This is a genomic window from Candidatus Erwinia dacicola (assembly GCF_001756855.1).
In the GTDB taxonomy this organism is placed as follows: domain Bacteria; phylum Pseudomonadota; class Gammaproteobacteria; order Enterobacterales; family Enterobacteriaceae; genus Erwinia; species Erwinia dacicola.
In genome coordinates this window covers 1-13,852 of record NZ_MAYS01000001.1, presented here as the reverse complement: position 1 = coordinate 13,852, position 13,852 = coordinate 1, and the positions used below count along the sequence as shown (strand labels likewise).

At 53.3% G+C, this 13,852-nt stretch carries 11 protein-coding genes and 2 pseudogenes; 8 read left to right on the top strand and 5 right to left on the bottom strand.

Annotation, left to right across the window (positions count from 1 at the left end; all coding sequences use genetic code 11):
• Positions 1-127 precede the first annotated feature (127 nt).
• Positions 128-1,411 (bottom strand): citrate synthase, encoded by a 1,284-nt coding sequence (locus BBW68_RS00055; protein ID WP_070133491.1) that lies wholly within the window; start codon positions 1,409-1,411, stop codon positions 128-130.
• 617 nt (positions 1,412-2,028) lie between these two features.
• Between BBW68_RS00055 and sdhC the strand changes: the two genes are divergently transcribed.
• From sdhC to sucD, 8 genes are all read left to right on the top strand, one after another.
• Positions 2,029-2,418 (top strand): succinate dehydrogenase cytochrome b556 subunit, encoded by a 390-nt coding sequence (gene sdhC, locus BBW68_RS00050; RefSeq protein WP_070133490.1) that lies wholly within the window; start codon positions 2,029-2,031, stop codon positions 2,416-2,418.
• The gene (gene sdhD, locus BBW68_RS00045; protein ID WP_070133489.1) at positions 2,412-2,759 is read left to right on the top strand and encodes a succinate dehydrogenase membrane anchor subunit; all 348 of its coding nucleotides are present in this window, start codon (positions 2,412-2,414) and stop codon (positions 2,757-2,759) included. The genes sdhC and sdhD overlap by 7 nt, the downstream gene beginning before the upstream one ends.
• Positions 2,759-4,525, top strand: a complete 1,767-nt coding sequence (gene sdhA / locus BBW68_RS00040; RefSeq protein WP_070133488.1) for a succinate dehydrogenase flavoprotein subunit — start codon at positions 2,759-2,761, stop codon at positions 4,523-4,525. The genes sdhD and sdhA overlap by 1 nt, the downstream gene beginning before the upstream one ends.
• Before the next feature lie 15 nt (positions 4,526-4,540).
• Positions 4,541-5,257: a succinate dehydrogenase iron-sulfur subunit gene (locus tag BBW68_RS00035; RefSeq protein WP_070133487.1), complete on the top strand. Its 717-nt coding sequence runs from the start codon at positions 4,541-4,543 to the stop codon at positions 5,255-5,257.
• 228 nt (positions 5,258-5,485) lie between these two features.
• On the top strand, positions 5,486-8,293 hold the full coding sequence (gene sucA / locus BBW68_RS00030; protein WP_070133486.1) for a 2-oxoglutarate dehydrogenase E1 component: 2,808 nt from the start codon (positions 5,486-5,488) through the stop codon (positions 8,291-8,293).
• Between the two features lie 12 nt (positions 8,294-8,305).
• Positions 8,306-9,526, top strand: a complete 1,221-nt coding sequence (gene odhB, locus BBW68_RS00025) for a 2-oxoglutarate dehydrogenase complex dihydrolipoyllysine-residue succinyltransferase (RefSeq protein ID WP_070133485.1) — start codon at positions 8,306-8,308, stop codon at positions 9,524-9,526.
• Positions 9,527-9,613: 87 nt separating this feature from the next.
• Positions 9,614-10,780 carry an ADP-forming succinate--CoA ligase subunit beta gene (gene sucC / locus BBW68_RS00020; RefSeq protein ID WP_070133484.1) on the top strand — a complete coding sequence of 389 codons (1,167 nt, stop codon included), beginning with the start codon at positions 9,614-9,616 and terminating at the stop codon, positions 10,778-10,780.
• Entirely contained in the window at positions 10,780-11,670 is an 891-nt protein-coding gene (gene sucD, locus BBW68_RS00015; protein ID WP_070133483.1) for a succinate--CoA ligase subunit alpha, read from the top strand. The genes sucC and sucD overlap by 1 nt, the downstream gene beginning before the upstream one ends.
• Positions 11,671-11,678: 8 nt before the next feature.
• On the opposite strand, the pseudogene BBW68_RS15125 reads toward sucD, so the two are convergent.
• The 4 genes and pseudogenes from BBW68_RS15125 to istA all read right to left on the bottom strand — a co-directional run.
• Positions 11,679-11,841, bottom strand: a pseudogene (locus BBW68_RS15125) (IS256 family transposase); the annotation flags it as partial.
• A 1-nt stretch (position 11,842) separates the two neighbouring features.
• Positions 11,843-12,057 (bottom strand): annotated as a pseudogene (locus BBW68_RS20980) (ATP-binding protein); the annotation flags it as partial.
• 91 nt (positions 12,058-12,148) lie between these two features.
• Positions 12,149-12,937 carry an IS21-like element helper ATPase IstB gene (gene istB, locus BBW68_RS00010; RefSeq protein WP_070133482.1) on the bottom strand — a complete coding sequence of 263 codons (789 nt, stop codon included), beginning with the start codon at positions 12,935-12,937 and terminating at the stop codon, positions 12,149-12,151.
• The coding region (gene istA / locus BBW68_RS00005; RefSeq protein ID WP_222563049.1) for an IS21 family transposase at positions 12,934-13,852 on the bottom strand (919 nt) is incomplete at its 5' end. The genes istA and istB, both read right to left, overlap by 4 nt.

Here is a 13,852-nt window from a genome sequence, read left to right as displayed (position 1 = left end):
TGAACGACCACCTCTAAAAAGGCATTTACACAAAATCATGTACAGGGTCTCAGAAATAAAACGGGGCGCAGCAGTGATACCGCGCCCCGTAGGTGTCAGGCATGCCTGACCCTTCTATTTTGTGGGATTACTTCTTAATATTCGACGTGAAATCGCGCTGATCGTAGCCAGTATACAACTGGCGTGGACGGGCAATTTTCACGCCGTCATCATGCATCTCTTTCCAGTGTGCAATCCAGCCCACGGTACGCGCCATCGCGAAGATCACGGTAAACATGGAAGACGGAATGCCCATCGCTTTCAGAATGATGCCTGAATAGAAATCGACGTTTGGATAGAGTTTACGTTCGATGAAGTACGGGTCGTTCAGCGCAATGTGTTCCAGCTCCATTGCCACTTCCAACAGGTCATCTTTCATACCCAACTCATTCAGCACTTCGTGGCAGGTTTCACGCATTACGGTGGCGCGCGGATCGTAGTTCTTATATACGCGGTGACCGAAGCCCATCAGACGGAACGCATCGTTCTTATCTTTGGCGCGGCGCAGGAACTCAGGAATGTGTTCAACGGTGCTGATCTCTTCCAGCATTCGCAGACAGGCTTCATTGGCACCGCCGTGTGCTGGCCCCCACAGGGAAGCGATCCCTGCCGCGATACAGGCAAACGGGTTAGCACCGGAAGAGCCTGCGGTACGCACGGTAGAAGTTGAAGCATTCTGCTCATGGTCAGCGTGCAGGATCAGAATACGATCCATCGCACGTTCCAGCACCGGGTTCACCACGTAATCTTCGCACGGCGTGGAGAACATCATGTTGAGGAAGTTACCGGCGTAGGAGAGATCGTTGCGCGGATAAACAAACGGCTGACCAATGGAATATTTGTAGCACATCGCGGCCATGGTCGGCATTTTTGACAGCAGGCGGAAAGCGGCGATTTCACGATGGCGCTCAATGTTGACGTCCATCGCATCATGGTAAAATGCTGCTAGCGCACCGGTTACACCGCACATCACGGCCATTGGGTGTGAATCGCGACGGAAACCACGGAACAGATGGTGGATCTGCTCGTGCAGCATAGTGTGCCGCGTCACCGTGGTCTTAAATTCTTCGAACTGCTCTGCGCTTGGGGCTTCGCCGTTCAACAGGATGTAGCACACTTCTAGGTAGTTGGAGTGCAGAGCCAGCTGATCAATCGGGAAGCCACGGTGCAGCAGAATGCCTTCATCGCCGTCGATATAGGTGATTTTAGATTCGCAAGACGCAGTAGAGGTAAAGCCAGGGTCAAAAGTGAAGTAACCTTCTGAGCCGAGAGTACGGACATCAATTTCTTCCTGACCCAATGTGCCTTTTAGCACATTAAGTTTAATAGGAGCTTCGCCATCGAGGGTTAGCGTTGCTTTTTTATCAGCCATTTTACAGTCTCCTTAGCGCCTTATATAGGGATCGTAATCAACAGAACGCGGCATTTCCCCAGCCTCTTGCCTAGCGCATAAGGTAATCAACTCTGTGGCATCTTTTTACGTGCAGGGTACAGAGTGACGGGCGCGTGCTGACCGGAGTGGCGCAATTCTGATGTGTAACATGGTCGTTCATCGGTGCGGTATGACTATACCAAAAAGTGATAACCAATCCTGATAGTCTATTCAATGTTACATAACTTGTGCTTAGGGGAAAGTGTATCCCCATAACTTTTGTGCATAATACGAACTTTATATCTGTCCACTTGTAATAATAATATTTAACCAATGTTAAATATAATGATTAAAATTGTATTAATTGTGAGGCTGATCACTGTTCCGCCGAAATGTTTCCAAAGTGTTTGTAGGGGAATTGTAATGAGAATGTGATCCACCTATACTGCCGCTAGGTCTCCGGAAATACCCTGCAATAGGAGCCACTCAGCGTTTCATGCGCGTCGTTTTTGACACTGGGCGTTCGTTGTAGTTTTGGTGCCTAGCGCGAATGCTTGCCTTATTAACGCTGTTTGGCCCGCCTTCAGGACCGGAGGAAGCAAAATAAGAAAGGCTGTGTGGGAAAAACCGTGAAAAAACAAAGACCTGTCAACTTGGATCTCACTACGATCCGGTTTCCCTTAACTGCAATTGCGTCCATTCTCCACCGCTTGTCCGGTGTGATCACCTTCGTGGCGATCGGGATTCTGCTTTGGTTACTAGGTCTGTCGCTCTCTTCACCTGAAGGCTTCCTGCAGGCATCTGCCGTTATGGACAGCTTTATCGTTAAATTCATTATGTGGGGCATCTTAACCGCTCTGGCGTACCATATCGCCGGCGGCATTCGCCATATGATGATGGACTTTGGCTTTTTGGGTGAAACCTTGCAAACGGGTAAGCTCTCCGCGCAAATTGCATTCGGTATCACTGTCGTGCTTTCAATCCTAGCTGGAGTCCTCGTATGGTAAGCAACGCTTCTGCACTGGGTCGCAACGGCATTCATGACTGGTTGCTGCTGCGTGCTGCCGCCATGGTTATGACCCTTTATGTGCTGTATATCCTCGGTTTTATTGTGATATCTGGGACCTTGACCTATGACATCTGGCGCGGATTTTTTGCATCCTCCTTTACTGAAGTATTCACCCTTCTGACGCTGTTCTCCATTTTAGTGCACGGCTGGATTGGCATGTGGCAGGTATTGACCGACTACATTAAATCACTGGCGATGCGTATGCTGCTGCAGCTGGTGATTGTGGTTGCGCTGTTGGTATATGCGATTTATGGAACTATAGTTGTGTGGGGTGCGTAATGAAGTTGCCAGTAAGAGAATTTGATGCCGTTGTTATCGGCGCAGGCGGCGCAGGTATGCGCGCCGCGTTGCAAATTTCCCAATCGGGCCAGAGCTGTGCCCTGTTGTCTAAAGTTTTCCCAACCCGTTCCCATACCGTGTCTGCGCAAGGTGGTATCACCGTTGCCCTAGGTAATACCCATGATGACAACTGGGAATGGCACATGTACGACACGGTGAAAGGTTCCGACTATATCGGCGACCAAGATGCGATTGAGTATATGTGTAAAACCGGCCCGGAAGCGATCCTAGAGCTGGAGCATATGGGGCTGCCATTCTCTCGTCTGGATGATGGCCGTATCTACCAGCGTCCATTCGGCGGCCAGTCTAAAGACTTTGGCGGCGAACAGGCGGCACGTACTGCCGCTGCCGCTGACCGTACCGGTCATGCCCTGCTGCACACGCTTTATCAGCAGAACCTGAAAAACAAAACCACTATCTTCTCTGAGTGGTATGCGCTGGACTTGGTGAAAAACACCGATGGCGCTATCGTCGGCTGCACCGCACTGAATATTGAAGATGGTGAAGTGGTGTACTTCAAAGCGCGCGCTACCGTACTGGCAACGGGCGGAGCTGGGCGCATTTATCAGTCGACAACTAACGCACATATCAATACCGGTGACGGTGTGGGTATGGCGATGCGTGCCGGTGTGCCGGTGCAGGACATGGAAATGTGGCAGTTCCACCCAACCGGTATTGCCGGGGCGGGCGTGCTGGTCACCGAAGGCTGCCGTGGTGAAGGCGGGTATCTACTGAACAAACACGGTGAGCGTTTCATGGAGCGCTATGCGCCAAATGCCAAAGATCTCGCCGGTCGTGATGTGGTAGCACGTTCCATCATGATTGAAATTCGTGAAGGCCGCGGCTGCGATGGTCCTTGGGGTCCACACGCTAAGCTGAAGCTGGACCACCTAGGTAAAGATGTCTTGGAAGCGCGTTTGCCTGGTATCCTAGAGCTGTCACGTACCTTCGCTCACGTCGATCCGGTGAAAGAGCCCATTCCGGTTATCCCAACGTGCCACTACATGATGGGCGGAATTCCAACCCACGTAAGCGGTCAAGCACTGACGGTGAATGAAAAGGGCGAAGATATGCTGATCTTTGGCCTGTTCGCCGTGGGTGAAATTGCCTGCGTTTCCGTTCATGGGGCTAATCGCCTAGGCGGTAACTCACTGCTGGATTTGGTGGTCTTTGGTCGTGCAACCGGAGTCCATCTGCAGGAGTCGATTGCCGAACAGGGCGAACTGCGTGAGGCCACCGAAGAAGAGGTCGAAGCCTCTCTGGCTCGTCTGAACCGTTGGAATAACAATGTGACCGGTGAAGACCCGGCAGAACTGCGCAAAGCCTTGCAGTCCTGCATGCAGCATAACTTCTCGGTGTTCCGCGAAGGTGATGCCATGGCAAAAGGTCTGGCAGAACTGGAAGTGTTGCGTGAGCGCCTGAAGAATGCCCGTCTGGATGACCGCTCTCCTGACTTCAACACCCAGCGTGTTGAGTGCTTAGAGTTGGATAACCTGATGGAAACGGCCTACGCCACCGCAGTATCAGCTAACTACCGTACCGAAAGCCGTGGGGCACACAGCCGCTTCGACTATCCTGAACGTGACGATGCAAACTGGTTATGCCACAGCCTGTATCTGCCGCAAAGTGAAAGCATGACGCGCCGTGAGGTGAACATGCAGCCGAAACTGCGTGCGGCCTTCCCACCGAAAGCCCGTACGTACTAGTTTGCAGGGATAACCATGAGACTCGAATTTTCCATCTATCGCTATAACCCGGAAGTCGACGATGCTCCGCGTATGCAGGAATATACGTTGGAGTCAGAGGACGGTCACGACATGATGATGCTAGACGCGCTGATGCGTCTGAAAGAGAAAGACCCGACGTTAGCGTTCCGCCGCTCCTGCCGTGAAGGGGTGTGTGGTTCCGACGGTATTAACATGAACGGTAAAAATGGTCTTGCCTGTATTACCCCTATCTCTGCGCTGGGTAATGGTAAACAGAAGATTGTCATCCGCCCGCTGCCCGGTTTACCGGTAATCCGTGATTTGGTGGTAGACATGGGGCAATTCTATACTCAATATAAGAGAATTAAGCCTTACCTGTTGAATAATGCGAATAATCCACCAGCAAAGGAGCATCTGCAGGAGCCAGAACAGCGTGAAAAGCTTGATGGCCTGTACGAATGTATTCTTTGTGCCTGCTGTTCCACCTCATGCCCGTCATTCTGGTGGAATCCAGACAAATTTATTGGTCCGGCAGGCCTGCTGGCCGCTTACCGTTTCCTGATTGACAGTCGCGACACTGAAACCGATGCGCGCCTTGACAATCTGAATGGTGCCTTCAGCGTTTTCCGCTGTCACAGCATTATGAACTGTATAAGCGTATGTCCAAAAGGGCTAAACCCAACGCGTGCGATCGGCCATATTAAGTCGATGCTGCTGCAGCGGGGCGCGTAGTTCTAAACACTGGGAGCCTCAGGTTCCCAGCGTTTTACTAGGCGATCTTTTAAGGTGTTTTCGGTACTGCAATCATGCCGGAAACCCTTTGTAAAGGTTCCCTTACGGGCCTTTCGCTCGTATCGAAGATATCGTACCACGGTAAGCCGTTAACGCGGCGGGGACTTGCAAAGGTTCCACTAATACAACCACGGCGAAAAAAAGCACACATATCCTTAAGGGATCACAATGCATAACAGCGCGATGAAACCTTGGCTGAACTCCACTTGGCTGGCTGGCGCGAACCAGTCCTACATAGAGCAGCTCTATGAGGACTTTTTAACCGATCCTGACTCTGTCGATGATGCTTGGAAGACTCTTTTCCAGCGACTTCTTGGCACTGGAGTTAGACCTGAGCAATTTCACTCCACCACTCGCGAATATTTCCGCCGTCTGGCGAAAGATGCTTCGCGCTATACGGCCTCTGTTAGCGATCCTGAAATCAATGCCAAACAGGTTAAGGTACTCCAGCTAATCAACGCGTTCCGATTCCGCGGTCATCAGCAGGCAAACCTCGATCCGCTTGGCCTGTGGAGACAGGAAGCTGTTCCGGATCTCGATCCAGCCTATCACGGTCTGAACGATGCTGATTTCCAGGAAAGTTTCAACGTCGGGTCTTTCGCCATTGGCAAAGAGACGCTGAAACTGGCGGACCTGTTTGCTGCACTGAAACAAACCTATTGCGGTTCGATCGGCGCGGAGTACATGCACATCACCAACACGGAAGAAAAGCGCTGGATCCAACAGCGTCTGGAATCCGTAGTAGGGCAGGCATCTTACTCTATTGAAGAGAAAAAATGCTTCCTCAAACAGCTGACCGCAGCAGAAGGTCTGGAGCGTTACCTCGGGGCAAAATTTCCGGGTGCCAAACGCTTCTCACTGGAAGGTGGCGATGCGCTGGTGCCAATGCTCAATGAGATGATCCGCCATGCCGGTAAGAGCGGCACGCGCGAAGTGGTGCTGGGAATGGCGCACCGTGGTCGTCTAAACGTGCTGATCAACGTGCTGGGCAAAAAGCCTCAAGACCTGTTCGACGAATTCTCCGGCAAGCATAAAGAACACCCCGGTACTGGCGACGTGAAGTACCATATGGGGTTCTCTTCTGATGTGGAAACCGAAGGCGGCATGGTTCACCTAGCGCTGGCGTTTAACCCATCGCATCTGGAGATCGTCAGTCCGGTAGTGATGGGATCGGTACGCGCCCGTCTCGACCGTCTGGATAAACCGAGCAGCAACAAAGTATTACCGATTACCATTCACGGCGATGCCGCGGTAATCGGGCAGGGCGTGGTGCAGGAAACTCTGAACATGTCCCAGGCTCGCGGCTATGGAGTGGGTGGTACCGTGCGTATCGTGATCAATAACCAAATTGGTTTCACCACCTCAAATCCGAAAGATGCCCGCTCTACGCAGTACTGTACTGATATTGGTAAAATGGTGTTGGCACCTATCTTCCACGTCAATGGGGACGATCCGGAAGCGGTGGCCTTTGTTACCCGTCTGGCGTTCGATTTCCGTAATACCTTTAAACGCGATGTGTTTATCGATCTGGTCTGCTATCGCCGTCACGGTCACAACGAAGCTGATGAGCCAAGCGCCACGCAGCCGGTGATGTACCAGAAAATCAAGAAGCACCCGACACCGCGTAAAATCTATGCTGACAAGCTGGAAGCTGAAAAAGTCGCCAGCTTGGAAGATACCACAGAAATGGTCAACCTGTACCGTGATGCGCTGGATGCCGGTGAATGCGTTGTGCCGGAATGGCGCCCGATGAGCCTGCACTCCTTTACATGGTCGCCTTACCTCAACCATGACTGGGACGAAGGCTACCCGGAAACCATCGAACTGAAGCGCCTGCAGGAACTGGCTAAGCGCATCAGTATGGTGCCGGAAGTCGTGGAAATGCAGCCGCGCGTTGCCAAAATTTATAATGACCGGGCAGAAATGGCGGCTGGCAACAAAATGTTTGACTGGGGCGCAGCGGAAAACCTCGCTTATGCCACGCTGGTTGATGAAGGCATTCCCTGTCGTCTCTCCGGTGAGGATATGGGGCGTGGAACCTTCTTCCACCGTCATGCCGTGATCCACAATCAGGCTAACGGGTCGACTTACACTCCATTGCAGCACGTTCATAACAGTCAGGGCATCTTCAAAGTATGGGACTCCGTACTGTCGGAAGAAGCCGTGCTGGCATTTGAATATGGTTATGCGACGGCGGAACCGCGCACCCTGACTATTTGGGAAGCGCAGTTCGGTGACTTCGCCAACGGTGCTCAGGTGGTTATCGACCAGTTCATCAGCTCTGGCGAACAGAAATGGGGCCGTATGTGTGGCTTGGTAATGCTGCTGCCGCATGGTTACGAAGGCCAGGGTCCGGAACACTCTTCCGCCCGCCTTGAGCGTTATCTGCAACTTTGCGCCGAGCAGAACATGCAGGTTTGCGTTCCTTCAACACCAGCACAGGTTTACCACATGCTGCGCCGCCAGGCCCTGCGCGGCATGCGCCGTCCGCTGGTGGTGATGTCACCGAAGTCACTGTTACGTCATCCACAGGCAGTATCTTCACTGGAAGAGCTGGCCAATGGTGCGTTCCAGACGGCAATTGGTGAGATCGACGACCTTGATCCTCAGGGCGTGAAACGCGTTGTGCTGTGCTCCGGTAAGGTCTATTACGATCTGCTTCATAAGCGCCGCAAGAAGGAACAAACCAATGTCGCCATCGTGCGTATTGAACAGCCCTATCCGTTTCCGCATAAAGCGGTGCAGGATGTGCTGCAACAGTATTCCCACGTGCATGACTTTGTCTGGTGTCAGGAAGAGCCACTGAACCAAGGGGCCTGGTATTGCAGCCAGCATCATTTCCGCGAAGTCGTGCCGTTTGGGGCTTCATTACGTTATGCCGGTCGTCCTGCATCTGCATCACCGGCAGTAGGCTATATGTCCGTTCACCAGACGCAGCAGCAAGATCTGGTTAATGACGCGCTGAACGTTGAATAATAAGGATAAATAATGAGTAGCGTAGATATCGTTGTTCCTGAGCTGCCTGAATCCGTAGCCGATGCTAGCGTGGCAACTTGGCATAAAAAGCCCGGTGACAGCGTTAAGCGTGATGAAGTGCTGGTAGAAATTGAAACCGATAAAGTGGTGCTGGAAGTTCCTGCGCCTGCGGATGGTGTGCTGGAAGCGATTCTGGAAGAAGAAGGCGCGACCGTGCTTTCTCGCCAAGCGCTGGGTCGCTTGAAAGAAGGTAACAGCGGCGGTAAAGAGACCTCAGCTAAAGCAGAAAGCAATGATTCTACTCCGGCGCAGCGCCAGACTGCTTCGTTGAAAGAAGAGAGCGATGACGCACTGAGTCCGGCAATCCGTCGCCTGATTGCTGAGCACAGCCTCGATGCCGCAGCCATTAAAGGCACGGGTGTAGGTGGCCGTATCACGCGTGAAGATGTGGAAAAACATCTGGCTAAGGCACCTGCTAAAGTGGAAGAACCTAAAGCGGCACCTGCTGCTGCTCCAGCAACTGCACTCGGCAACCGTAGCGAAAAACGCGTTCCGATGACGCGCCTGCGCAAACGCGTCGCTGAACGTTTGCTGGAAGCGAAGAACAGCACTGCCATGCTGACCACCTTCAACGAAGTGAACATGCAGCCAATTATGTCACTGCGTAAGCAGTACGGTGAAGCGTTTGAAAAACGTCATGGTGTGCGTCTGGGCTTTATGTCCTTCTACATCAAAGCGGTGGTTGAAGCGCTGAAGCGTTATCCGGAAGTGAATGCTTCAATTGATGGCGAAGATGTGGTTTACCACAACTACTTTGACGTCAGTATCGCGGTTTCCACACCGCGCGGCTTGGTAACACCAGTGCTGAAAGATGTTGATGCGCTGAGCATGGCGGATATCGAGAAGAAAATTAAAAAGCTGGCGGTGAAAGGGCGTGACGGCAAGCTGACCGTTACTGAACTGACCGGCGGTAATTTCACCATCACCAACGGTGGTGTTTTCGGCTCGCTGATATCTACCCCGATCATTAACCCACCGCAGAGCGCGATCCTTGGCATGCACGCCATTAAAGATCGCCCAATAGCGGTGAATGGTCAGGTAGTGATCCAGCCAATGATGTATCTGGCACTCTCTTACGATCACCGTCTGATCGATGGTCGTGAATCTGTGGGCTATCTGGTCGCGATCAAAGAACTGCTGGAAGATCCACAGCGTCTGCTGCTGGATGTCTAAACCCTTGGGTACGGCCTTGCGCCGTGCTCAACCCTATGTGTAGCCACAATGTGGCTAAGTCTTTTAGACCTGAATGGATAGAACATCATGAACTTACACGAATATCAGGCAAAACAGTTGTTTGCTCGGTATGGCTTACCGGCACCAACCGGTTATGCTTGCACTACGTCGCATGAAGCTGAAGAAGCTGCCTCTAAAATTGGTGCTGGCCCGTGGGTAGTGAAATGTCAGGTTCATGCCGGTGGCCGTGGTAAAGCTGGCGGTGTTAAAGTCGTAAACAGTAAAGAAGACATCCGCGCATTCGCTGAAAACTGGTTGGGCAAACGTCTGGTGACCTACCAGACAGACGCACATGGTCAGCCGGTTAACCAGATTCTGGTTGAATCTGCCACCGACATCGACCAGGAGCTGTACTTGGGCGCAGTAGTAGACCGTGGCACTCGTCGTGTGGTGTTTATGGCTTCTACTGAAGGGGGCGTAGAAATTGAGAAAGTGGCGGAAGAAACCCCGGACCTGATTCATAAAATGGCGTTGGACTCACTGACCGGTCCACAGCCCTATCAGGGCCGCGAGCTGGCGTTCAAACTGGGTCTGACCGGTAAGCAGGTTGGTCAGTTCACCAAGATCTTCATGGGGCTGGCAACGCTGTTCTTGGAACGTGACCTAGCACTGGTTGAGATCAACCCGCTGGTCATCACCAAGCAGGGCAATCTGGTCTGCTTGGACGGTAAACTGACTGCCGACGGCAACGCACTTTTCCGTCAGCCTGAGCTGCGCGAAATGCGTGACCTAGGCCAAGAAGACTCAGGCGAAGCACACGCAGCGCAGTGGGAACTGAACTATGTGGCACTGGAAGGTAACATCGGCTGCATGGTAAACGGAGCTGGTCTGGCAATGGGCACCATGGACATGGTGAAGTTGAGCGGTGGCCAGCCAGCTAACTTCCTTGACGTTGGCGGCGGCGCAACCAAAGAGCGCGTCATCGAAGCATTCAAAATCATCCTGTCTGACGACGCGGTAAAAGCCGTATTCGTTAACATCTTCGGCGGTATCGTACGCTGCGACTTGATTGCTGACGGTATTATTGGCGCGGTCGCTGAAGTGGGCGTGAACGTACCGGTAGTGGTTCGTCTGGAAGGTAACAATGCCAAGTTGGGTGCCAAGAAACTGGCAGACAGCGGCCTGAATATTATTGCAGCAACCAGCCTGAGTGATGCGGCGCAGCGTGTTGTTGCCGCAGCGGAGGGTAAATAATGTCGATTTTGATCGATAAAAATACCAAAGTTATCTGCCAGGGCTTCACCGGCGGGCAGGGTACTTTTCACTCCGAGCAGGCATTAGCTTATGGTACTCAGCTGGTTGGCGGTGTAACCCCAGGCAAAGGCGGCACTGACCACCTCGGACTGCCGGTATTTAACACCGTGCGCGAAGCCGTAGAAGCCACGGGTGCAACTGCCTCTGTGATTTATGTTCCGGCTCCGTTTTGCAAAGATGGTATCCTAGAAGCTATCGATGCAGGCATCAAGTTGATCATTACCATCACTGAAGGTATTCCAACGCTGGATATGCTGACGGTAAAAGTGAAGCTGGATGAAACTGGTGTGCGAATGATCGGTCCAAACTGCCCGGGTGTTATCACTCCAGGCGAGTGCAAAATCGGGATCATGCCGGGTCACATCCACCAAACGGGCCGTATCGGTATCGTTTCCCGTTCTGGTACGCTGACTTATGAAGCCGTTAAGCAGACTACAGACATTGGCTACGGCCAGTCTACCTGCATCGGTATCGGTGGTGACCCCATTCCGGGCTCTAACTTTATCGATATCCTGAAGCTGTTTCAGGACGACCCACAGACTGAAGCGATTGTGATGATCGGTGAGATCGGTGGTAGCGCAGAAGAAGAAGCCGCTGCGTTTATCAAAGAGTACGTTACCAAGCCGATTATTGGTTATATTGCAGGCGTGACCGCGCCTAAAGGTAAGCGTATGGGCCATGCGGGTGCAATCATTTCAGGCGGTAAAGGTACAGCTGACGAGAAGTTTGCTGCACTGGAAGCGGCTGGCGTGAAAACCGTGCGCAGCCTAGCTGAGATCGGCGACGCGGTGAAAGCGGTTCTGCCTGACTCTGTACATGATTCTGTGTAAATGCCTTCTTAGAGGTGGCCGTTCAGGCGGCCACCGAACTCGATAATAAATAAAGCGACTCATTGCCACGCGCCAGTCCCTTAGCGGCATCGTCCATTTTTGCGCCGCTGCCTGTATCGCCAGCCACACGACTTTACGCACTGAGTCATCCGTCGGGAATACCTTACGCTTCCCGGTGGGCGATAAGTTCGAACAGCACGCCCGTTTCCGCGTTGTCTCATTTGACATATCGTCTATCACTATCACACGGTAGCGATCCGGCTTCAGAAGCACCTCGTTCAGCCTCAGCAATGACCGGGCTTTACGCAGCTCCTGCAGCAACTCACCGGCGCTGTAGAACCGGACCCGGTAGCCCTGGCTCACTACACCGTCCACTATCGCTAGTTGATGCTGCGGACCCGTCGTTTGCCCTTTTGTGTCAATACCGATCGAATTCTGACCCCCCCTGCCAAAGTAAAACTGACCCACTCCCTTTGAATTACTCGAACGTTGTTGCTTTCGTTTTCTTCTGGATTTGACCGCTTTTCAGCTTATCCTTCAGTCGGTAGCTTTGGCCGCTGATTTGGGCGATATGCGCATGGTGAAGCAGCCGATCCAGCATCGCTGCCGTCAGCGTTTCGTCATCACCAAACGTTCCGGACCACTGCGTAAACGGCAGGTTGCTGGTCAGGATCACGCTGCCTGACTCATAGCGTTTAGCAACGACCTGAAAGAACAGGTTCGCCTCCATTTTACCGAACGGCAGATAGCCCACTTCGTCAATGATCAACAGCTTAGGCTTACCTACAACGCGGTTCAGGTAGCCCTTCAGGTCACCCTGACGGTGTGACGCCATCAGTTGCAGCATCATGTCGGCGGCGGTAATGAACCGGATGCTTAACCCCGCCATCGCGGCTTTATAGCCAATGGCGGTCGCCAGGTGCGTTTTGCCGACGCCTGAAGGCCCTAGCAGGACAACGTTCTCCTGACGTTCGATAAATGCCAGACCTGCCAGCTCCTGGATCTGGCTTCGTGGAACGCCGCTGGCATAGGCGTAATCGAACTGCGCCAGTGTTTTTATCACCGGCAGGCCTGATAACCGCAAAATGGTCTGGCGACGCCGTTCGTTCTGGCCATCATGCTGGAGCTGCAAAACGGCTTCCAGGAAGTCGGCATGTGTGCCGCTGTTGTCGATGGTCGCCTGTGCCACACTGGGCCACTCTGCCGGCAGACGGTCGAGCTTGAGTTGTTCGCAGAGCGCGGCAATACGAGCATGCTGAAGGTTCATGCTGGCACCTCGAGCAAGGCCTGGTACGTTGCCAGAGGATGTTGCAGGCTCTCGCTCGGCACCGGACGCTGGCTGAGCACTGGGACAGGTGCAGGCAATGCCAACGTCACCTTCGGTAACGGCAATAATGCGGCGCGTTCGCGCGGCATGCGCTGCTCAGGCGCTACGCCTGTGGTGCCATGCACTCGCGTGTTCGCGCCAGTGACCAGCCACTCGCCAATGCGAGCGTTGGCAGCGGGAACATCCAGTACCAGCCCGGCCTGCCGGAAAGTCGCGGTAAGGGGCACGATAAAGCTGTTCTTGAGGTAATGGTTAAACCGCTCAACCTTGCCCTTGGTCTTGGCGCGATAGGGGCGGCAGACCTTGGGGGTAAAAGCATACTTCTCGGCAACGTGCATCAACTGTGGGTTCCAGCGATGCTTGCCGGGGCCGTAGATATCGCGCTCAATGATGATGGCCTTGGCGTTGTCGAACAGCAGTTGATGCGGCGTCCCGCCGAAGAACCTGAGCGCAGACTCAATGCCGTCACACCAGGCAGCGGAGTCCTGGTTGCTGTCAAACTTAACGAAAGTCGCGCGGCTCCAGCCCAGCGTGGCGACGAAGGCCAGCAGTGGGTTATGACCGAGCCTGATGATGGTGAAATCAACCTGCATCTGAAAGCCAGGTTCGGTCTCGAAGCGCGTTACCTCTTCAGTAATGGGCTGCTTCATGGGGTGCAGGAAAGCGGTCAGCATGCTGTACCCGCCCTCGTCACCACGCTGACGGAGCTCACGCAGCAGTACACTGGCGGGGATCCACTGGGGCCTGGCAGCGGCCACGCGCTCAAGGATATAGGGCTTGAACGGGTCAAGCTTGCAGGGTCTGGGTGCGCGAGGCTTGTAGCGGATATCCGCTACGGGCAGCGGGCTACGGATA

Bases quoted from the DNA above. Each gene is read 5' to 3' on its own strand.
- BBW68_RS00055 (WP_070133491.1), bottom strand. From the start codon at position 1,411: ATGGCTGATAAAAAAGCAACGCTAACCCTCGATGGCGAAGCTCCTATT.
- sdhD (WP_070133489.1), top strand. From the start codon at position 2,412: ATGGTAAGCAACGCTTCTGCACTGGGTCGCAACGGCATTCATGACTGG.
- sdhA (WP_070133488.1), top strand. From the start codon at position 2,759: ATGAAGTTGCCAGTAAGAGAATTTGATGCCGTTGTTATCGGCGCAGGC.
- BBW68_RS00035 (WP_070133487.1), top strand. From the start codon at position 4,541: ATGAGACTCGAATTTTCCATCTATCGCTATAACCCGGAAGTCGACGAT.
- sucA (WP_070133486.1), top strand. From the start codon at position 5,486: ATGCATAACAGCGCGATGAAACCTTGGCTGAACTCCACTTGGCTGGCT.
- odhB (WP_070133485.1), top strand. From the start codon at position 8,306: ATGAGTAGCGTAGATATCGTTGTTCCTGAGCTGCCTGAATCCGTAGCC.
- sucC (WP_070133484.1), top strand. From the start codon at position 9,614: ATGAACTTACACGAATATCAGGCAAAACAGTTGTTTGCTCGGTATGGC.
- sucD (WP_070133483.1), top strand. From the start codon at position 10,780: ATGTCGATTTTGATCGATAAAAATACCAAAGTTATCTGCCAGGGCTTC.
- istB (WP_070133482.1), bottom strand. From the start codon at position 12,937: ATGAACCTTCAGCATGCTCGTATTGCCGCGCTCTGCGAACAACTCAAG.